The following is a 19,844-nucleotide window of genomic DNA, read 5'->3' on the forward strand; positions in this document are numbered from 1 at the left end:
CGGCCTGATGAACCTGCTCCCAACTCCAGTGCCGTGAAACCATTGCGGCTTGGCCTTCACGCGGAACGCTCGTTCGCATGGAACCTTCTGTCGCCCAGAGCCTGCTGACTAACCTGGCCTTGTCGGTCCATGACGCTGCCGACGCAGGTTCAGACGTGCGCGCGGTCCGAGACGAGCTGAAGCGCGCTCTTCCCGACGTCGACCCCGACCTCGTCGAGGATCTTCTGATCTTCGCGTTCGCCCATCTCGTCGGCGTTGACGTGAACCTGGGAGCCGTGGATCGCACGTGGGGCGCAGCAGCAGCGCGGGAAGCTGCCCTTCGTCTGACTGAGATCGCGGATGAGCTGTCCAACGGCTCTTGACGTGACCTTGTGCGGCTGCGGAGTGCACGCACTGTCCCGACTGACACGCATGCCGTGTCCGTGTCACGGAGCCTCACACCGACGTTCCGGACGCCAAAAGATGGAGACCGTCATGCTCGATGGCGAGCGCCGAGCGTTGCACGCACTGCCACCTGCGAAGAGAGACCGCTTCGAGTTCCTGCTCACCATGCGACGTGCCTTGGCGCGCACTAGCGCCGAACTGTCCTGTTGGGGCGTAGGCAACACACCGATGATCGAGCAGCAGCTCGTGCTGCTCGAGGATGCCGTGACCGGCATAATCGGTGATGCGCACCTAGCCGCCACGCTTTCGGCACAGTGGGCGACGAACGACGTGCAGCTCCTACACCAGCCGGGAGCCGCACTCCAGTGGTGCAGCGTGTGCCAGAACGGTGGGTACAGCTTGGAGGCCACGCTAGGGACTCTTTGCTTGCCCCCCGACTAGGAGGACCCGCAACCGCAGCGGCCGGCGCGTCTCGCGCTGGCCGCTGTTGTACGCCCACCATCCATGCAGTCATGCGCGGGCATGACCAGCAATCAGGGGCTCCACAACCTTCAAAGGTCCCGAACATCGACTTCGGGTTGGGTGAGCTGGGGTTAGGTCGGCGACGACATCAGACCTCGTTCGACTTCGCCCGTGGCTCGCGTGTTCCCGGCATGTTCGACGCCACGGCACACTTTGCAGCACCGGATGGCGGTTCAATCGGTCCCATACGACAGGGGCAGAGTTGGGGCAGCGCGGGATGCTCTACGGTTCGGCGATCTCCGGATAGGGCTGCACCAACTGGTAGACAACGTACGTCCGCCGTCCGGTGCCACGGCCACGCGTGCGCTTCGTCCAGCCGTCGATCAGCTCTTCCAACTCCCCGCGGAACTCCTCAGCCTCGTCATCATTGAGCTTCAGCGCGTGCTCGGACGAGGAGAACCGGCCACTTCCAGGCGGGTGATCGGTTCGAAACGCACGGTCGACGAGGTGGTGCCCCCAGGCTCTCTTGGTCTCCCGGAAGACGTGCACCGCAGTTCGGCCGCCGGGCGCGTCCTCAAGTGATTTGAGGTTGACCGTCAGCGCTGCGCTTGTGGTCCCGCGCCAAACCCGGTCGCGCTTGTCGCGCGCCTCCTCGGGCGCTTCCTCAACCAGTCCGTACTTCGCGAGCTGACGCAGGTGGAAGCTGGCCTGGTTCGCGGGGATGCCCAGTTCGCGTGCCACGTCCGCCGCCCGGACTGACCCGGCAGCGTCGATCTCGTCGAGAATCCTGCCACGCACGGGGTGAGCGAGTGCACGAAGGACGCGGGGATCGGTGACGTGCTGGGAGTCCGTCATCGACGCAGCGTACCAAATTTCGCAAGACATGTTGCGCACTACAAATTGCGCACCATAAGGTGCGGGTATGCCCGGTTACCGACAGCTGTCCCGCAACCGCGACTTCACGATCTTGTGGATCGGCGACACCGTCAGCGAGCTCGGCAGTGCGCTTTCGATGTTCGTTTTCCCGCTCGTGGCCTACGCGCTGAGCGGTTCGGTTGTCACCGCGGGATTGGTGGAGGCCGCCTACCTGGGGGGCTTGTGCGCCGTGCTCCTTCCTGCCGGCGTGCTGGCCGACCTGGTCGACCGGCGCCGGATCATGTTGATCTCGAGTGGCACGGGCTGTGCGGCGTACACCTCACTGGCGATGGCCGGCGCACTCGGGGCACTGACCCTTCCGCACCTCACGGCTGTGGCGCTGATCAGTGGGGTTGCTGCAGGCGTCTACAACCCGGCGCAGAGTTCGGCGCTCCGGTCGGTGGTGTCAACGGAGGATCTGCCAACCGCGTTGAGCCAGAGCCAAGCACGTCAGCACGTTGCATCGTTGCTCGGCGGTCCGCTGGGCGGCGCGCTGTACGCCGTGACGCGCTGGTTGCCGTTCGCGGTCGACGCGGTGACGTTCGCCGTCGCGTGCCTGACGGTGCGCAGGGTACGCACGGACCTGTCCGCCCGCCCCCAGCGGCACGAGCCGATACGCAGGCAACTGTCGGAAGGACTCGCGTTCATGTGGGCACGCCCGTTCTTCCGTGTTTTGATGACGTGGGCGTCGCTGACCAACCTCGTGACGAACGCGATTTTCTTCGTTGTGACGCTCAGGATGGTGCAAGAGGGCGTGCCGGCCGCTCAGATCGGGTTGGTCTCCACCGCGGCCGGCGTCGGAGGCATCCTCGGTGCCGCCGTCGCGCCCGCGCTGATCCAACGGCTTCCTACCGGACGGCTCACCGTCCTGGTCGGATGGATGTGCTGCCTGCCCCTGATCCCGCTCACCTGGTCCGCCAGCCCATGGACGGCCTGCTTGTGCACGTTCTTCCTGCTCTTGCTCAACCCCGTCGCCAACGCCGGCATCGGCTCGTACCGGATGGCAGTGACCCCGGACCACCTCCAGGGTCGGGTGTCTTCCACCAGCCAGTTCCTGTCCATGTCGGTTATGCCCCTATCGCCACTCCTCGGCGGCTGGCTGCTCGAGCATCACGGCGGTCAGGCAACCTTGACGGTGCTCGTGGCTGGATCCGCGCTGCTGGCCATGCTGTTGTCCGCCAGCCGGTCTATCCGCTCGGTGCCCCGTCCGGACCAGTGGGTCTCAGAACCGGTCGCGGAGCGGATCACCGAACCCCTGCCGAACACCTGAGCGACATCGTCCGAATCTCCGCTGAGGGTCGGAGAGGGCCGAGCCGTCTCGCCATGGGCTGCTGTCGACTCACTGGCGTGACCGGTGAGAGTCAGCGGCCGCCACCACAAGCGAGGGTGCTGCCGAGAATCGCGGTTCCGAGCGCGACAGCCGCTGCGGGCGTACATGACGTTGCAGCAGCGAGCCCCCGGGTCGATACGAACTAAAGCTTGTGCTCGTTCCATCTGTCCCATTCGCCGACGACACTGGTCTCGGCCAACGTTGGGAGACGGGAGTACTTGCGCAGATCCATCCAGAGCTTCGTCAGGTCTGCTCTCGTAGGGACCAAGCCCGCCCTGATGCACGCGGTGACCAACTCCCGGGTGCGAAGGTTCGACAGCCCGAACTTGTCGGCGAGTTCCGTCCCCTCTCTGTCGTCGATGCTGAAGTAGACCTTTCGGCCGCGCCGGCGCCACTCGAGGGCTGTCGCGACGGTCATGTACTCCCCCAAGTCCTCACTCGCCCAGGCAGCTGCAGGTGTTGAACGCAGGTTGACGAACTGCGCAGCGATCTCCCGGTCGCCGGTCTCGACGGACACCTCGGGAAGCAGCGCTGCGCTACAGCGTGGGGAGGCGGGACATGCCCCAAACGGTAGGGCCGCGGTGTGGGAGTGCGGCCGAGCCCCGGACAGTGAACCCCGCGCGCCGGTAGAGCCTGACGTTGCTGGCGCTGGAGGTTTCCAGGTAGCACAGCAGCGTCTGGTCGTCCGCTGCGGCGAGCACCGGCTCGAGCAGGGCCTCAGCAAGACCCCGGCGCCGGTGGTGGCCGGCGACGCCCATGGTGGCGATTGTGTAGTGAGGTTCGGTCGGACGTAGGCGGCGCGTTGCTTGGTCGGCTTGGGCGCTCGCCTCGGCACGGTGTGCGAGCAGCGCTTCCTCGGCGGGTGCCATGGAAGCCCAGACCTCGTCAGGCACACCGCTGGCGGGAATCCCCACCACGGCGCCGACGATCTCGCGCCCTCGCCCCTGAGCTGCACACCGTGCGACGAAGGTGTCGCCGTAGGGGATGCCGACGCGGCCGACGGTGAGCGAGAACAACCCGCGTAGGCGCCCCACCCTGTTGTCGGCTGGAACCATCCAGTCGGTGAACGGGTAGTTGAGGAACGCATCAGCCAAGGCCGTGGCGATCGCGTCAGCGTCGCTAGTCGTCCCGCGTTCGATGAGGTGCTGCAGTGCCCCGTCGCGACATGTGGCGCTGGGCTCGTGAGCCGGCACCGGAGGCATGGCAGGGATGTGAGGTCGTGAGGTCACGTCGGGCTTTCCGTGGGTAGATGTCGTCACTGGGGGACGTCGAGGAACTGGGTGTGTCTGTTCCCGGCGGTGAGGAGTTCTGCGGGAAGTAGTCGACGGTGGACGAGGGTGACAGTTTGGGTGGCTCGGGTCAGGCAGATGTAGAGCATGCGGCTGCGTAGTGCCGGATCGTGCGCGAGGAGGTGCGGTTCGACCAGGACCATGTGGTCGAACTCCAGCCCTTTGACCTCAGCTGCCGACATCAGGCTCACGTTGGGTAGGTGGCTGCCGCCCTCGGTGGTGAGAGTCTCGTCGGTGCAGGCGAGGCCGGGCGGCAACACGAGGGCGACGCTTCCGGGCGATGTACGTGCCAACCGCTGTGCCACGTCAGCGCCTCGGCGCACAAGCGTCGCTTCATCGCAGCCCCGGCATTCCACATAGCGCGGAGGCGTCCCGGGGCGAAGGGACCGGACTTTCTCAGGAGCGTGAACGTGTGCTGCGAGTACTTGCATCGCCGCATCCATGACCCTGCCGGGGACGCGATAATTGACGCTCAGGCGGTGTCGCCGCGTCCGGCCGGCAGCCGACGTGTTCAGCGGGACCCATTGTTTGCTCGCGGCCGGCGAGGTTGCCTGGTGCGGGTCGCCGACGATGGTCATGGACTTGGACGGGCATCGGCGGGCGATCATGCGCCATTGCATCGGCGAGAGGTCTTGCGCTTCGTCCACGACGACGTGTCCAAAGGTGTCCCACACCGGATCGTCTGTGGTCGTCTGCCTCGGAGAGGGGGCGTGGCGCGCAGCCAACATCTCGGGTGTGAGCATTGCGTCGAGGTTCGCGACACGGAGCGTGTCCGCGGCGTAGGCGGTGAGTTCTTCGCGGTCGGTGTCGACCTCATGCGCGGCGGCAGCTTCGGCGGTAGTGGCCGGCAGCGGCCCTAGGAGCTCGGCGAGGTGGTCGAGGAGTGCAATGTCGGCGAGGGTCCACGACCGACCCCGCGGGCGGTGCAGGAGGACACGCTGCGCGGACGTCCATGAGTCGGTGCAGTCCCTGCGGAAGCCTTCGTCGGCGTACAACCGCTCGAGTAGCTGTTCTGGGGTGCGGGGCATCCAGCACAGGTTCACCTCACGGCGTACGTCTGGGGACGCCGCGAGGAGACGACGCACGCGGGCGTCACCGCCGACTGGCTCGTCCAGGCTGCGCATCTGGTCGATCAGATCGTCCAGGACCGCGCTGGAGTACTGGTCGCGTGCTTGGTTATGGGGCTCGCCGGTGTCCCGGGCTCGCTGTTGAGCGACGCGGACAGCGTCGGGGCGCAGCCACACGGTCGTGCCGTCGACCTCGAGCGGGATGGGTGCGGTGGGGACCCGGTACTGGCTGTCGACGGCGGCCCGCAGTACCGGCATCATCTCCTCACTTCCCTTGAGAGCGGCCACCTGGGCTGTGTCGTCACCGAGAGGCTCGCGGACGGAATAAAGGTCCTGGACGGTCGCAGCGGTGACGCTGGTCTCGCCGAGTCCGGGCAAGACGTGAGAGATGTAGTCGAGGAACTTCGATCCGGGGCCGACGATGAGGACGCCGTGTCGTTCGAGGTAGTCGCGGTGACGGTGCAGCAGGTACGCGACCCGGTGCAGTGCCACGACCGTCTTGCCAGTTCCGGGTGGTCCGTCGACCACGAGGATGCCGGCCAGTGGGGCACGTATGGCGGCGTCCTGCTCGGCCTGGATGGTGTTGACGATGTCAGCCATTCGTCCAGTGCGTGGTCGTTGGGCTGCGGCCAGGATCGCAGCGTCGGCGGTGTCCGTGAGGACGTCCTCACGCTTGTCGTGGCCGGGCGCGACGATGTCGTCGTGGACGTCGGTGACGCTTCGGTCCACGACGCGCAGCCGACGGCGAAGCAGCAGCCCCTGCGGATCCGCTGCCGTAGCGGCGTAGAACGGTGCGGCAGCGTCGGCACGCCAGTCAAGCACGACGCTGTCGCGTCGCGAATCTCGCAACCCGATGCGCCCGATGTAGCTGCGCGCGTGAGGTCGGTCGATCCTTCCGAACACGAGCTGGTGCTCCACAGCCTCCAGCGTGCGAACACGGGCCTCCTGCTGGGACACGATGGCGTCACGTTCGGTGAGCGACTGCGGGGTGCCGGTGCCGCGGTTGAGCCGGGACGCGGCTAGCGCGTGTCGGGCGATGTGACGCTGTTCGTCGAGAAGTCGGTAGGCGTTGTCGATCGCAGATTGTTCCGCGGCGATGATCCGCGAACGCGGCTTGGTGCGAGCCTCGTCGGGTCCGGCCAGGGGGCTGTCCGCAGTGTCCTCCTTCGAGGGATCGGAGACGGCTTGGTGACTCGGTGGCTGGGGCATAGGCGTGGTCCTCGTCGGCGATGCGGACAGGTGTGGGTCGTCGCGACCCGTTCGGGCGGTCACGCGACAGGCGAGGGCTAGCGGCGGTTCTCGCGTGCAAGGGCGCCGAGTAGCGCGGTGGTGAGCGCGACGACCGCGGCGGCGGTGAAGGCGGCCGGAAACCCGGAGCTCCGATTCTCCAACGCGATGGTGGTGAACGCCGCTGTACCGAGTGCGGCACCGACCTGGGTAGCGCTGCTGGCCAGACCCGAAGCGAGGCCGGCGTGCGACTCGTTGACGGCGGTCGCGATCACCACGGTGGTGGGGGTGAAGCTGAGGGCGACGCCGGTCGCCACGAACAGCAGCCCGGGCAACACGCCAAGCGCGTAGCCGGACCCGGCAGGCTCGAGAGCCAGCCACAGGTGTCCGATCGCGAGAACCAGGAGCCCGGCGACAAGGCTCGCCCGGGGCCCGAATCGACGCAGGACGCGCGGCAGGAGGACGAGCGACACGACGAACCCGGTCAGGGACGTGGGGACCATGGCCAGTCCACCGGCTTCGGGGGACATCGCGAGTGCCTGCTGGAGGTAGAGCGCGACGAGTACGAACGTCGAAGCTCGGGCGGCTCCGCCGAAGACGGCGAGGGCGACGCCGATCCTCAGCGTCCGGGAGCTGAACAGGTCGAGGGGCACCAAGGGTTCGGGTGCGCGGCGCTCTGCTCGGATGAACACGGCCGCGAGCGCGACGGGAACTGCAACTCCGACGGTGACGAACTCTTTCCAGTTTCCCGACGTGAGGGCGAGTGCCCCGTGCACAAGCGCGACGACGGCTCCGGTGATGCTCACGGCACCACGGAGGTCGAAGTCGTGGCTGGCGCGCTGCTGGCTGTCGTCGAGGACGCGCCCGGCCATGACGACGGCCAGCAGGGATACCGGGACGGTGACCAGGAAGACCGATGACCAGCCGAACGCGCCGGCCAGCAGTCCGCCTGCGGCGACTCCGGTGGCGCCACCCAGCGTCGATGCGGCGCCCCACAGACTTATCGCCCGTGCCCGGTGCTCGCCCGGGAAGTTGACGAGGAGCAGGCCCATCGCGGCCGGGCTCAGACACGCTGCTCCAGCACCCTGCACGATCCTGCCGGCGACGAGCATCCACTCGTCGGCAGCGGTCGCTGCGGCCAGTGTGCCCACGGTGAACAGGGCCGAGCCGATCGTGAACATGCGCCGCCTGCCGACCTGGTCGGCGACGCGACCGCAGAGCAGGAGAAGCCCGCCGAAGGTCAGCACGTAGGCGTTCACCACCCAGCTGAGGCTGCTCGCGCTCATGGACAGTGACGCTTGGATCGACGGCAGCGCGACGTTGACGATCGACGTGTCGAGCATGATCACGAACTGCGCCGAGACCAGCAACGCCAGGGCGAACCTCCGACGGGACCGACTGGGCCCGCTGGGCCGAGTGCTCGGGCTGAAGCCCTCGATGGCGCGAGGTGTATCGAGTGAGGTAGCGGAAGGGGTCGTGCTGGTGGTCATGGCTGTCACCTCGGTCATGGAGTCGTCTTCGTCCACGGTCGCGGCGAGGGGCCTTGCGTCGCACCGGGAAGATCGCCGGGATTGCGCCCCCCGGGCGTTCCGTGGCGCACCTCCGCTGGCGCTCCTCGCTCTGCCGTCACGTCACATGGCGCACTGAGTGCCGGAGCCGATGCCGTCGCCCCAACCGGAGGCAACCCGGCGGAACTCCCGGCGCGAGCCACCCGCGTCCGGAAGGACGCTCGGGTCACCGGCATCACCGAGCCGGCATCACCTTCCCGAGGAGAACGCCATGAGCCACTCGCATCACTCCACGACGGCGTCGCCGCCCGCACACGACGCGCACGCCGGCCCACACCACGGGGGCTTACACCACGAAGCCCCAGACCACGACGCACCAGCTGCACGGCGTCCCTGGACCGTGCTGGCCCTCATGCTGGCCGCGCAGATCATGGTCGTGCTCGACGTGAGCGTCGTGAACGTCGCCCTGCCCAGCATCGCTAACGACCTGCACCTCTCGTCCAGCAGCTACCAGTGGATGGTCAGCGCCTACGTGCTGCTCAGCGGCGGGTTCCTGCTGCTGGGTGGACGCGTCGCGGACCTGTTCGACCGCCGCCGCGTCTTCCTGACCGGCCTTACCCTGTTCACGCTCGGCTCACTCACCGCCGGCTTCGCCGACTCGGCAACGACCCTGATCGCCGCGCGCGGCGCCCAGGGCGCCGGCGCAGCCCTGCTCACCCCGGCAGCCATGTCCATCGTCATGGCCACCTACTCGGGCCGCCAGCGGGCTACCGCTCTGGCGCTGTGGGGCACCGTGGCCAGCATGGGCATCGCCGCCGGTGTCCTGTTCGGCGGCATCCTCACCACCGTCTTCGACTGGCGCGCCGTGTTCTTCATCAACGTCCCCATCGGCGTCGCTGTCGCCGTCGGCGTCTTGGCCAGAGTCCGGTTCGCGCCCACGCCCACCGCTGGCCGCCGCCAGCTCGACCTGTCCGGGGCAGCGCTCCTGGTGACCGGCCTGCTCACCCTCGTGTACGCCGTGGAGTCCACCACCAGCCACGGCTGGACGGCACCCCACACACTCGTCGCCGCCGGCCTCGCCGCGATCCTGCTGGCCGGGTTCGTGGTCAACGAGCGCAAGGTCGAGAGCCCCATCGTGCCGCCCGCCACGTGGCACATCCGGTCCCTGGTGTCGGCATCCACCGTCATGGCGGGCGTCACCGGAGCCGTCGTCGGTGCCATCTTCCTCAGCTCGCTGTACCTGCAGCAGGTGCTCGGCTCGTCCGCCCTCGTCACCGGCCTGCAGTTCCTGCCGCTGGCGGGCTTCATCACCGTCAGCGCCGCCGTCGCATCGAAGGCGCTGCCGCACGTCGGGGCGAAGAAGCTCATCGGCGTGGGCCTGCTGATCGCCACCGCGGGGGCCCTGGTCCTTTCGTTCGTCGACTCCGACCCCTCCTACCTGGGCGATGTGCTTCCCGGCTTCGCGCTGCTCGGCCTCGGCGTCGGTCCGATGTTCGTCGCCATCTCCGTTGCGGCGATGAGCGACGTCGCGCCCGAGCAGTCGGGTCTCGCGTCGGGACTGATGATGACCGGCCACGAGATCGGTGCCGCGCTCGGTGTGGCATCCCTGACCGCGGTCGCCGGCAACCTCACCACCCGCGCGGGCATCACGTCCGGCAGCCAGGACGCGTTCCTCGCCGTCGCCATCGGTCTCGTTGTCCTGCTCATCCCGACCTTCATGCTGCCCGCGCACGACCCCGAGCGGGCCCCCATCAGCCAGGGCCACGGCCACTGAGTCGGAAGCCACGGACCCGGCGATTTCCCCGGCGCGACCAGGCGCCGGGGAAACCGAGGCTGAGACCCCCGAACCTGCGACGTCCTCGCCCGGCCGGCACCCGGCCACCAACCAAGGAGCCACCCATGACCAACCTGCTCAACACCCGCGCCACCCAAGCCGACCAAGCCGCTGCCCCGAGCGCGTCGGTAGCGGTACGCGCCCGCGGCCTCGTGAAGACCTACGGGACCGGACCGGCGGCCGTGAAGGCGCTCGACGGTGCCGACCTCGACATCCGCACCGGAACCTTCACCGCCATCATGGGTCCGTCCGGGTCCGGCAAGTCGACCCTGATGCACGCCCTCGCCGGTCTCGACGTCCTCGACGCCGGCCAGGTACTCATCGGAGACACCGACCTCACCGCCCTCGGCGAGCGGCAGCGCACGCTGCTGCGCCGCGACCGGTTCGGGTTCGTCTTCCAGAGCTTCAACCTGCTTCCCGCCCTCACCGCGCAGGAGAACATCACCCTCCCGCTCGACCTGGCAGGACGGCGCGCAGACCCCAACTGGATGGCCCGACTGGTCGACACCCTCGGACTGCGGGAGCGGTTGCACCACCGCCCCTCCGAGCTCTCCGGAGGTCAGCAGCAGCGAGTCGCCGTCGCCCGGGCCCTGGTCACCCGCCCCGAGATCGTGTTCGCCGACGAACCGACCGGAAACCTCGACACCCGGCACGGGCAGGCTCTGCTGCGCTTCCTCCGCGACGCCTGCGACGACCTCGGCCAGACCATCGTCATGGTCACCCACGACCCGCTGGCCGCCGCCCACGCCGACCGGGTCGTGCTCCTCACCGACGGACGCGTCATCGAAGAGATCACCGACCCCACAGCCTCCGCCATCGCTGACCGGATGCTCCAGCTCGACACCGACGAGCACCCCCACCCCGACGCCAACCCCGATCCCCACGCCGGCTTCGGTTCCGGCTCCATCCAGGAGGGCTGACCCATGCTCCGACTTGTCGTCAAGCAGACGATGGCCCACCGCGGGCGGCTGCTGCTCACCTTCGCTGCCATCACCCTCGGCGTCACCTTCGTCGTCGGCACCCTCGTGCTGACCGACACGTCCCGAGAGGTGTTCGACGACCAGTTCCGCGACGCCAGCACCGAGGTTGACATCGTCATCCGCGACGCCGTCGCCTTCGACGCCGCCATGGGCGTCGAGGTCGAACGCGACCCCCTCGACGCCGAGCTGACGACCCGCACCGCCGCGCTTCCCGGCGTCGGTCGCGCCATCCCCGTCGTCAAGGGAACCGGACTCCTCATCGCTGACGGCAAGGCGATCGTTCCGGCAGGTCCCTCGATGCTCACCTCGTGGACCGGAGTCGACGGGTTCACCCTCCGCGAGGGTCACGCACCCGCGAAGTCTGATGAGGTCGTCATCGACGCAGCCACCGCGACCGCGCACGACATCACCGTCGGTGACACGGTTCGCGTCCAGGCCGACCGTGAGGCCGACCTTCGCGTGGTCGGGTTGGTCGGCTTCGGTGAGGCAGACGGGCTGCCCGACACCACCGTCGCCCTCACCAGCCTGTCCACCGCGCAGCGTCTCCTGCGGCTCGGTGACGGCATCTCGCAGATCGACGTCATCGCAGCCGACGCCACCGCCACCTCGGGCGTGGCTGAGGACCTCCGTGCCGAGCTCGGCACGGACGTCGACGTGGCCGCCAGCCAGGACACGGCCGCCGCCAGTGCGGCGGCCGCCAAGTCTCAGCTCGGCTTCATCACCGGCGCACTGCTCGCGCTGGCCGGAGCCGCGCTGGTGATCGGTGCGTTCCTCATCGCCAACACGTTCTCGGTGCTGGTCACACAACGCACCCGGGAGCTTGCGGTCATGCGTGCGGCCGGAGCCACCGGCCGTCAGGTCATGACGTCCATCCTCGGCGAGGCCACCGTCCTTGGCGTAGCCGGAGCCGTTGCCGGGACCGGAGCCGGACTCATGGCCGCCATCGGGCTGCGCGCCTTGCTGGACGCCGCCGGCGCCACCGTCCCCGACGGCCCCACCGTTCTGTCGGCCCGCACCCTTATCGTCGCGTTGGCGGTCGGAGTGGTCGTCACGTTCATCGCCGCGTTCGGTGCCGCCCGACGCGCATCCCGCATCTCACCTGTGATGGCCATGCGCGAGGGTGCCCTCGGTACCACCGGCGGTCGGGGCCGCATCCGCGCCGGCGTGGGCGTCACGTTCACGGCCGTGGGAGTCGCCGCGCTCAGCGTCGGTGGGGCCACCGAGTCGATGCCGACACTCGGCGCCGGCACGGCCGCCCTGGTGGCCGGACTGGTCGCCCTCGCCCCGGTTGTCGCGCCCGCCGTGGTGCACCACATCGGGCGCGGGCTGAGCGCTCTCACCGGCCGCGGCGTGCCCGCGGGCCTGGCTCGAGAAGCTGCCCGACGAGCACCGCGACGCACCGGAGCGACCGTGATGGCATTGGCGCTCAGCCTCGCGCTGGTGGTGTTCGTCTCCGTCGTCGGAGCCTCGGTCCGCGCTGCTCTGCAGTCCGGTTTCGACGAGGCCATCACGGCCGAACTGGTCGTGGAGAGCGCACGCGGTGAGATGCTCGGCGGCCTTGAGCCGGCGACCCTGAAGAAGATCGAAGGCCTGGACGAGGTCGGCACGGTCTCGCCGCTGCGGTTCGGGCACTGGAAGGACGCCGGCGCCACCCGCGCGCTCACCGCGCTTGACCCCGCGACGATCGGTGACGTGACCGATGTCGACATGGTCGAGGGCAGCCTGACCGGCCTGACCGACGGAGTGGTCATCACCGAGCGCCAGGCGGCTGAACGCGGTCTCAAATTCGGCGACAGCCTCGCCATGACGTTCGCCCGCACCGGCACCGTCGAGGTGCCCGTCGTCGGGCTCATCGACGACGACGACGCGAAGGCGCTGAGCACCGACTACCTCGTCTCGCTCGCCAGCTACCGCGACTGGTTCACCGAGCGCGTGGACGCCACCCTGCTGGTGCGCCCCCGCCCGGGCACCACGGTCGATGAGGCGCAGACCGCGCTCGAGGACGCGCTCGAGGCCATGCCGACGGTCGAAGTACGCGACCAGGCCAGCGCGGCCGAGGCCCGCACCGCGTCCCTGGACGGCATCCTCACGCTGATCACCGCCGTGCTGATGCTCACCGTGCTCATCGCCATGCTCGGAATCACCAACACGCTGGCTCTGTCCATCATCGAACGCACCCGAGAGCTCGGCCTGCTCCGTGCCGTCGGGATGACCCGTCGGCAGTTGCGGACCATGATCCGCACCGAGTCCCTGCTCATCGCGGTCGCCGGGCTGCTCGTCGGGACCACCGTCGGAGTCGCCACCAGTGCCCTGTTCGTGCGCGCCATCGCCCAAGGCGGTGACCTGCACCTGCAGGTTCCCACGACCGGGCTTGCGCTCGTTGCCGCCGTGGCCCTCGTGGTCGGCGTCGTCGGTGGACTGGCGCCCGCACGCCGCGCAGCCCGTCTGGAGGTGTTGACCGCCATCCGCGAATGACCGCGCCCGCCAGCCCCCATGCAGCCGGGTTCTGCACCCACCCCACATGCCCCCACGGGGTGCAGAACCCGGCGTTCCTCCAGGCGCCACAACAGGCCCACCTCACCCCGAGTCGACACCACCCCGAGTCGACACCACCCCGATCCAACCTCGACATCCACACACTGCACAGGAGCAAAGCCATGACCAACCAGCCGGACGCCACCGCCACCATCACCATCCGCCGCGCCGGCCCCGAGGACGCCCACGACGTTCGAACCCTGCTCCTCGAGCTCGCCACGCACGAGAACTCCGCCGACGCCGTCCACGCCAGCCTCGCGGACTGGCGGCGCATGCTCGCCGACCCGTCGGTCGTGGTCCTCCTCGCCGTCGCAGCCGAGCAGCCCCTCGGGTACGTCAGCGGCACCCGGCAGCTCAACCTGTGGCAGGGCCACGACATCTTCGCCATGGACGACCTCTACGTCCGCCCGCAGGTGCGCGACCGCGGCATCGGCGGCATGCTCATGGCGGCCCTCGCCGAGCACGTGCGCCCTGACAAGTCACTCATCACCTGGGGCGTGAACCAGGACAACGACGCCGGCCAGCGCTTCTACCAGCGCCTGGGAGCCACGCTTCGCACCAAGATGGTCGCCGCCTGGCGACCGGACGCCTACACCCGCTACCTCCAGGACCGTGCATGACCGCCACCGAAAAGCCGCAGCTGACCCTGCGACAGCTCGACCAGCGCGCCACCAAGGCCGTGCAGGCGCTCCTGGACGCAGACCCGCACTATGCACGCCGTGTCACGGGCACCGCGACACCCCCGCACGCGGCAGCCGAGCTGCTCAGCACCCGCCCACCCGGGCTACCCGCCGCGCACAAGGCAGTGCTCGGGGCGTACAACGACACGGGTGCGCTCGTAGCCGTCGTGGACGTCCTTCGCGGCTGGCCGGACGACCACACCGGACACATCGGACTCCTGCAGACCCACTCCGCCTACCAAGGACGCGGGATCGGCCGTCGCACGCACGAGCTCCTGCTCGAATGGGTGGCCCGTTGGCCCGAGGTGCAGCGACTGCGGGCCACCATCGTCGCCACCAACGCCACGTTCGCCGACCCGTTCTGGACTGCACTGGGCTACCACCCGGGCGACACCGCCACGCCCTACCTGGCCGGCGACGAGCCGACCACCGCCCTGGCCTGGACACGCGAGGTCCCCAACGGTCCCAGCCCGGAGCGCTTCGCAAACGTCGGAGCCGTCACCGTGTGCTACCAGACCTTCGGCAACCCGACGTCACCCACGATGCTGCTCATCATGGGGCTGGGCTTCCAGCTGGTGCACTGGCCCGACGCGTTCTGCCGCCAGCTGGCACATCACGGGTCCCACGTCGTCCGGTTCGACAACCGCGACGCCGGCCGGTCCACCCACCTGCCCGGTGCCAGGTACACCCTCGACGACATGGCCGACGACGCAGTCGGGCTCCTCGACCACCTCGGCGTTGCGACCGCACACGTCGTCGGTGCCTCGCTCGGGGGCATGGTGGCGCAGCTGATCGCGATCCGGCACCCGAACCGCGTGGCCTCACTCGCCTCGATGATGTCCACCACCGGGCAGCGCGGAAAGGGGCGCACCTCACCCGTGCTCCTTCGCCACCTCATCGCACGCCGGCCGCGCACCGAAGAGGAAGCCGTCGAACGCCGCGTGCGAATCTTCGAGGCCGTCGGGTCCACCGGATTCGACCAAGACCTCGACGAAGTTCGTCGGGCGACGAGAGCGGCGTTCCGTCGCGACCCCGACGCCCGCGACGGACGGACCAGGCAGCACCGAGCAATACGCACCGCGTCCGATCGCACCTCCGCGCTCGCGCGCCTGACAGTTCCGACGGTAGCCATCCACGGCACAGCCGACCGCATGTGCCACCCCTCCGGCGGGCGAGCGACCGCCGCCGCCATCCCCGGCGCACGACTCGAGCTGGTCGAAGGGATGGGGCACGACCTGCCCCCTGCCGCCTGGCCACGCATCATCACCGCCCTCACCCACAACGCCCGGACGGCCGACCCACACCAGCGCGGAGGGTCGCAATGATGCGCAACACCCCGCGGGCCTTCGTCGGGACCGTGATGTTCCGCCTCCAAGACCCGCCGGCCACAGGTGTCGGCGAAGCAGTCGAGCGACAGGTGGGCAACCTGCCCGGTGTCAGCTTCTGCGACGTCGACGAGGCTGCCGGCCTGCTCATCGTCACCGCCCGAGAACCCGTGGAGCGCGCCGACGTGCTGACCGTCCTGGACCGGCTCGATTGCCGGGCGGCCCAGTGACCGACTCGGCCGCGGGACCCGTCACCGAACCAGGCAAAAGCCGCGACATCGGCTCTGTTCCGGTGTCGGGTTCGACTCGATAGGGTGCCGCCGTGCTGAGAGGACGGGAGGCCGAGCAGGCAGCATTGCGCGCGCTCATCGAGCGCGCCGCAACCGGCGACGGAGCCGCGCTGGTCCTGCGAGGCCAGCCGGGCGTCGGGAAGTCCGCCCTGCTCGATGACGCGGTCGCGGCCGCCCGGGACGCGGTTGAAGATACTGGTGTGACCGTGCTGCGCACGCGGGGTGTCGAGTCCGAGGCGCCGTTGCCCTTCGCGGCGTTGCACCGTCTGCTCCGTCCGGTGCTCGACCGCCTCGACCAGATCCCGGCGCCCCAGGCCCGAGCGCTGCGCGCTGCGTTCGGCGAAGAGACTGCGACCGCCGGCGACCGACATCTGGTCTACCTCGCCACGCTGAACCTGCTCTCCGAGGTCGGCGGAGACCAACCCGTCCTCGGGGTCATCGACGACGCCCACTGGCTCGACGACGCCTCCGCCGCAGCCCTGATGTTCGTGGCACGACGACTCGAGGGCGAAGCGGTCGCACTGATGTTCGCCATCCGGGACGACGAGTCAGGAGCCTTCGACACACCGGACCTCGCGACCCTCACCGTGAGCGGGGTCGCAGCTGCCGCTGCCGGCGAGCTCATCGCCGACCAAGCCGCTGCTCCGATTGCTGCCCATGTGCTCGAAGAACTCGTCGAAGTCACCGACGGCAACCCGCTCGGCCTGATCGAGCTGAGCGGCGCGCTCACCGCCGACCAGCTGACCGGACAACACCGTCTCCCCGACCGGCTTCCGCTCACCGAACGTGTCGAGCGCGCTTTCCTCGACCGCTACCGCAAGCTCGATACCGCAGCCCAGACCGTGCTCCTGGTCGTGGCCGCCGACGACTCCGGCCACCCCGCCACCGTCGCCCGGGCTGCCGCCACCCTCGGCGCACCCCACGACGCGTTCGACACTGCCGAGGAGTCGGGACTACTGCGCATCAACTCGGACGGGCTCATGCTCCGCCACCCGCTCGTACGGTCCGCAATCTACGGAGCCGCCACGAGCTCACGGCGCCGGCAGGCCCACCGGGCGCTTGCCGACGCCCTCACCGGAACCGCCCACGAGGACCGCCGCGCCTGGCACCTGGCTGCGTCCGTCGACGGCCCTGACCCCGACGTAGTCGCAGCGCTCGACGAGGCCGCCCAGCGCTCGAGTCGACGCGGCGGACATGAAGCAGCCGCCGCCGCATGGGCCCGCGCCGCCGAGCTCACCCTCAACCCCCACGAGCGCGCCCAACGCCTGTTGGCCGCCGCCGGGGCCAACCTCGCCGCCGGCCGGCCGCTTGAGACCGACCTCCTCACCCGGGCCGCACTCGTGGACGCCGACGACCCGCTCCTGCGCGCGGAACTCCTTCAGCTTCAAGGCCAGGTCGAGTGGAACACCCGATCCCTCGACGACGGCTATCGGATCGTGTGCCACGCAGCCACCACCGCAGCGCCCCACGATCCTGCGCACGCGCGGGTCCTCGCCATGCTCGCCGCAGCCCTGGCATCCTTCGGCGCCCGCTCGGCCGACGCTCCCGACCCCTCCACCATCGTCGAGCCGCCCGCACCACAGGCAGCACCAGAGGAACTTGTCGCCGGTTTGCTGCTCGACGGATTCACCGCCGTCATCCGAAACGACTGGGCGACCGCAGCCACGGCGTTGCGACGCGCCTGGGACATCCCCCTGCCCCTGACGGCACCACCGCTGCTCCACGCCAACCTCGCCATCGCGACCATGCACCTGGGCGACGACGAACGGGCAATCCGGCTGCACGACCTCCAGCTCCAGCACGCCCGCGACACCTCCGCCGTCAACATGATCGAGCACGCCCTCACCCGAGGCGTCGTCTTCCGCATCGCTACCGGCGCGTGGAGCGAAGCCGCAGCGGCCGCCCAGGAAGCATTGCTGCTCGACCGCAACCTCGGCCTGCATGAGCTCGTCGCCCTACCTCTTGCCGAGCTCGCCGTCATCTCGGCGTTGCGCGGCGACGCGGCCGCCCCGCAACACCTGCGCGAACTCGACGTCGAACTCGAACAGCGTCCGCCTCACGGCGCGGTCGCGGGAATCGTGCGCGGACTCGCGCACTGGGCCGCCGCTCGGCAGTCCGACGTCACACCTGCCACAGCCCTGCACCACCTGCAACAGATCGACCTACCCGTGGCACGCTGGTTGACCGCGCTCGACCGCATCGAGACCGCCGTGCGCGCCGATCGGGCGAACCTCGCCAAGGAGGGTCTCGACGAGCTCCACTCCTTCGCTGAGGGAACCGACATGGCATGGGCCTGGGCCGCGGTCTACCACGCACAAGCCTTGGTCGGCGACGGTGACGCCGAGAAGAACTTCGGCAAGGCGTTGGAATGGCACGCCAAGTCGCCCCGCCTCCCCGCCCGCGCCCGAACCCAGCTGGCCCTTGGAGAGCACTTGCGCCGTCGCCGCCGTCGCACCGACGCGCGAGTGCCACTGCGCGAAGCCCTCGACACGTTCGAGAGCCTCGGCGCCGGGTTCTGGGCCGAACGGGCCCGACAGGAGCTACGAGCCTCCGGTGAGACCGCCCGACGTGGCGCCAACCTCGTCGCCACCGGCCTCACACCGCAAGAGTCACAGATCGCCGGCCTCGTACGGGAAGGGCTGAGCAACAAGGACGTCGCCACTCGTCTGTTCATCAGCCCCCGGACGGTCGACTTCCACCTGCGCAACGTGTACTCGAAGCTCGGCATCACCTCGCGCACCGAACTCGCGGCCCTCGCCGGCGACCTCGCCTGACCTAGGCCCGGCAGGGCCAGGTCACCCCCGACCCGGCAATCTCCCCGGCGATTTCCCCGGCGCGACCACCCCGCCGTCGAGAACACGATGGTGACTCCACCACCGCACCTGAGGAGATCACCATGACCAGCTACCTGTTCTACCAAGCCACTGCCGACCACGAGATCCAGCGCCGGCTGCGAGCCGCTGAGAATGACCGCCTCGCACGCCTCGCCCGAGGGCCCCGCCGCTGGCCCACTCGCCCGCAGGGCTCCCGCTAACCCCCGACCACCCACCTCCTGGGAGACCACATGCCACACACCACACGAGCCGCGGCGACCCCGTCCGGGCTCCTCGCAGCGACGACCGCCCTCATCGTGGTCGACGTGCAGCGCGGGTTCGACGACTCGGCCTTCTGGGGACCACGCAACAATCCTGACGCCGACCGCAACATCGCCTCACTGGTTGACGCCTTCACCGCGGCGGGCCTGCCCATGGTGTTCGTGCAGCACGACTCGACCAACCCGAACAGTCCGCTTCACCCGAGCCGGTCAGGCAATCACCTCAAGGAGTACCTCGACACCGCCCAGCCTGACCTGTTGGTCCGCAAGAGCGTGAACTCCAGCTTCCACGGCACCCCTGACCTGAACCGATGGCTGCAACGCAAACAAGTCGACGGGCTGGTGATCTGCGGCATCACAACCAACCACTGCTGCGAGACCACGGCACGCGTCGGTGGCAACCTCGGCTACCGAGTGCTTTTCGCAGCCGACGCCACGCACACTTACGACCGCATGGGCCCCGACGGCCGCGGGCTCACCGCCGACCAGCTCGCGTACGCCACCTGCACCAACCTGCACGACGAGTTCGCCACGGTGGTCACCACCCGGAACGTCATCGCGACACTCTCACCCCGCAGTTGAGGTGCGCGGCCGCTCGTCGAGACACACCGCAGGACGCCCACCCGCCGGTGTCGCAGGCAAAGGGAGGCGTCCAACGTCCGTCATCAAGGCGGAAGCGGCGGTCGACCCGCTACGCGCCCACAATGAACGAGCTGGCACCGACGTGTGACCCGTGGCTGCTCATGGTTGACTCTACTGCTGAGTGACGCCCCTCGAGTTTCACAGAACGCTTCGGACATGGCGTTGCTCGAGCCGACCTGATGTCGAGTGGATTCGAACGTCGTCGCTGGCAGACCAGCCCGTTCGCCGGTGCCCCTCGACGGCTCGGGCGTTGTCGTCGTAGACCCACAGTTCGACCTCCGG

The 19,844-nt window shown here is 69.1% G+C and carries 17 protein-coding genes; 11 read left to right on the forward strand and 6 right to left on the reverse strand.

What is annotated here, in order from left to right; all coding sequences use genetic code 11:
• Window positions 1–77 precede the first annotated feature (77 nt).
• Window positions 78–362 (forward strand): hypothetical protein, encoded by a 285-nt coding sequence (locus tag ACFQW6_RS00765; RefSeq protein WP_378540278.1) that lies wholly within the window; start codon window positions 78–80, stop codon window positions 360–362.
• Between the two features lie 73 nt (window positions 363–435).
• Here ACFQW6_RS00765 and ACFQW6_RS00770 read toward each other — a convergent pair whose 3' ends face one another.
• Together ACFQW6_RS00770 and ACFQW6_RS00775 are read right to left on the reverse strand one after the other, a co-directional pair.
• The gene (locus tag ACFQW6_RS00770) at window positions 436–675 is read right to left on the reverse strand and encodes a hypothetical protein (protein ID WP_378540279.1); all 240 of its coding nucleotides are present in this window, start codon (window positions 673–675) and stop codon (window positions 436–438) included.
• A gap of 453 nt (window positions 676–1,128) precedes the next feature.
• Window positions 1,129–1,701: a winged helix-turn-helix domain-containing protein gene (locus tag ACFQW6_RS00775; RefSeq protein ID WP_378540280.1), complete on the reverse strand. Its 573-nt coding sequence runs from the start codon at window positions 1,699–1,701 to the stop codon at window positions 1,129–1,131.
• A gap of 67 nt (window positions 1,702–1,768) precedes the next feature.
• Between ACFQW6_RS00775 and ACFQW6_RS00780 the strand changes: the two genes are divergently transcribed.
• A complete protein-coding gene (locus ACFQW6_RS00780; protein ID WP_378540281.1) occupies window positions 1,769–3,031 on the forward strand; it encodes an MFS transporter in 1,263 nt (420 codons plus the stop codon).
• A gap of 202 nt (window positions 3,032–3,233) precedes the next feature.
• Here ACFQW6_RS00780 and ACFQW6_RS00785 read toward each other — a convergent pair whose 3' ends face one another.
• The 4 genes from ACFQW6_RS00785 to ACFQW6_RS00800 form a co-directional block, all read right to left on the reverse strand.
• Complete coding sequence (locus ACFQW6_RS00785; protein ID WP_378540282.1) at window positions 3,234–3,608, reverse strand: hypothetical protein; 375 nt, start codon at window positions 3,606–3,608, stop codon at window positions 3,234–3,236.
• 19 nt (window positions 3,609–3,627) lie between these two features.
• Complete coding sequence (locus ACFQW6_RS00790) at window positions 3,628–4,293, reverse strand: GNAT family N-acetyltransferase (protein ID WP_378540283.1); 666 nt, start codon at window positions 4,291–4,293, stop codon at window positions 3,628–3,630.
• A 53-nt stretch (window positions 4,294–4,346) separates the two neighbouring features.
• A complete protein-coding gene (locus ACFQW6_RS00795) occupies window positions 4,347–6,656 on the reverse strand; it encodes a HelD family protein (RefSeq protein ID WP_378540284.1) in 2,310 nt (769 codons plus the stop codon).
• Between the two features lie 77 nt (window positions 6,657–6,733).
• Window positions 6,734–8,182 (reverse strand): MFS transporter, encoded by a 1,449-nt coding sequence (locus tag ACFQW6_RS00800; RefSeq protein WP_378540285.1) that lies wholly within the window; start codon window positions 8,180–8,182, stop codon window positions 6,734–6,736.
• Between the two features lie 400 nt (window positions 8,183–8,582).
• Between ACFQW6_RS00800 and ACFQW6_RS00805 the strand changes: the two genes are divergently transcribed.
• From ACFQW6_RS00805 to ACFQW6_RS00845, 9 genes are all read left to right on the forward strand, one after another.
• Window positions 8,583–9,956, forward strand: a complete 1,374-nt coding sequence (locus ACFQW6_RS00805; protein ID WP_378540286.1) for an MFS transporter — start codon at window positions 8,583–8,585, stop codon at window positions 9,954–9,956.
• A 125-nt stretch (window positions 9,957–10,081) separates the two neighbouring features.
• On the forward strand, window positions 10,082–10,936 hold the full coding sequence (locus tag ACFQW6_RS00810; RefSeq protein WP_378540287.1) for an ABC transporter ATP-binding protein: 855 nt from the start codon (window positions 10,082–10,084) through the stop codon (window positions 10,934–10,936).
• 3 nt (window positions 10,937–10,939) lie between these two features.
• Window positions 10,940–13,471, forward strand: coding sequence for an ABC transporter permease (locus tag ACFQW6_RS00815; RefSeq protein WP_378540288.1), 2,532 nt, complete (start codon window positions 10,940–10,942; stop codon window positions 13,469–13,471).
• A gap of 182 nt (window positions 13,472–13,653) precedes the next feature.
• Window positions 13,654–14,151 carry a GNAT family N-acetyltransferase gene (locus ACFQW6_RS00820; protein WP_378540289.1) on the forward strand — a complete coding sequence of 166 codons (498 nt, stop codon included), beginning with the start codon at window positions 13,654–13,656 and terminating at the stop codon, window positions 14,149–14,151.
• A complete protein-coding gene (locus tag ACFQW6_RS00825) occupies window positions 14,148–15,536 on the forward strand; it encodes an alpha/beta fold hydrolase (protein WP_378540290.1) in 1,389 nt (462 codons plus the stop codon). The genes ACFQW6_RS00820 and ACFQW6_RS00825 overlap by 4 nt, the downstream gene beginning before the upstream one ends.
• Window positions 15,536–15,766 (forward strand): hypothetical protein, encoded by a 231-nt coding sequence (locus ACFQW6_RS00830; RefSeq protein ID WP_172260959.1) that lies wholly within the window; start codon window positions 15,536–15,538, stop codon window positions 15,764–15,766. The genes ACFQW6_RS00825 and ACFQW6_RS00830 overlap by 1 nt, the downstream gene beginning before the upstream one ends.
• Before the next feature lie 92 nt (window positions 15,767–15,858).
• Window positions 15,859–18,600, forward strand: a complete 2,742-nt coding sequence (locus tag ACFQW6_RS00835) for an AAA family ATPase (protein ID WP_378540291.1) — start codon at window positions 15,859–15,861, stop codon at window positions 18,598–18,600.
• 122 nt (window positions 18,601–18,722) lie between these two features.
• Window positions 18,723–18,860 carry a hypothetical protein gene (locus ACFQW6_RS00840; protein WP_378540292.1) on the forward strand — a complete coding sequence of 46 codons (138 nt, stop codon included), beginning with the start codon at window positions 18,723–18,725 and terminating at the stop codon, window positions 18,858–18,860.
• Between the two features lie 96 nt (window positions 18,861–18,956).
• Window positions 18,957–19,502: a cysteine hydrolase family protein gene (locus tag ACFQW6_RS00845; RefSeq protein ID WP_378540293.1), complete on the forward strand. Its 546-nt coding sequence runs from the start codon at window positions 18,957–18,959 to the stop codon at window positions 19,500–19,502.
• Window positions 19,503–19,844: the final 342 nt, after the last annotated feature.

The sequence above is a fragment of the Nocardioides sp. GCM10028917 genome (assembly GCF_042666175.1).
GTDB lineage: Bacteria > Actinomycetota > Actinomycetes > Propionibacteriales > Nocardioidaceae > Nocardioides.

What these genes read in the sequence shown, in the direction of transcription:
- ACFQW6_RS00765 (WP_378540278.1), top strand. Translation starts at nt 78, where the DNA reads ATGGAACCTTCTGTCGCCCAGAGCCTGCTGACTAACCTGGCCTTGTCG.
- ACFQW6_RS00775 (WP_378540280.1), bottom strand. Translation starts at nt 1,701, where the DNA reads ATGACGGACTCCCAGCACGTCACCGATCCCCGCGTCCTTCGTGCACTC.
- ACFQW6_RS00780 (WP_378540281.1), top strand. Translation starts at nt 1,769, where the DNA reads ATGCCCGGTTACCGACAGCTGTCCCGCAACCGCGACTTCACGATCTTG.
- ACFQW6_RS00790 (WP_378540283.1), bottom strand. Translation starts at nt 4,293, where the DNA reads ATGCCTCCGGTGCCGGCTCACGAGCCCAGCGCCACATGTCGCGACGGG.
- ACFQW6_RS00795 (WP_378540284.1), bottom strand. Translation starts at nt 6,656, where the DNA reads ATGCCCCAGCCACCGAGTCACCAAGCCGTCTCCGATCCCTCGAAGGAG.
- ACFQW6_RS00800 (WP_378540285.1), bottom strand. Translation starts at nt 8,182, where the DNA reads ATGACCGAGGTGACAGCCATGACCACCAGCACGACCCCTTCCGCTACC.
- ACFQW6_RS00810 (WP_378540287.1), top strand. Translation starts at nt 10,082, where the DNA reads ATGACCAACCTGCTCAACACCCGCGCCACCCAAGCCGACCAAGCCGCT.
- ACFQW6_RS00815 (WP_378540288.1), top strand. Translation starts at nt 10,940, where the DNA reads ATGCTCCGACTTGTCGTCAAGCAGACGATGGCCCACCGCGGGCGGCTG.
- ACFQW6_RS00820 (WP_378540289.1), top strand. Translation starts at nt 13,654, where the DNA reads ATGACCAACCAGCCGGACGCCACCGCCACCATCACCATCCGCCGCGCC.
- ACFQW6_RS00825 (WP_378540290.1), top strand. Translation starts at nt 14,148, where the DNA reads ATGACCGCCACCGAAAAGCCGCAGCTGACCCTGCGACAGCTCGACCAG.
- ACFQW6_RS00830 (WP_172260959.1), top strand. Translation starts at nt 15,536, where the DNA reads ATGCGCAACACCCCGCGGGCCTTCGTCGGGACCGTGATGTTCCGCCTC.
- ACFQW6_RS00840 (WP_378540292.1), top strand. Translation starts at nt 18,723, where the DNA reads ATGACCAGCTACCTGTTCTACCAAGCCACTGCCGACCACGAGATCCAG.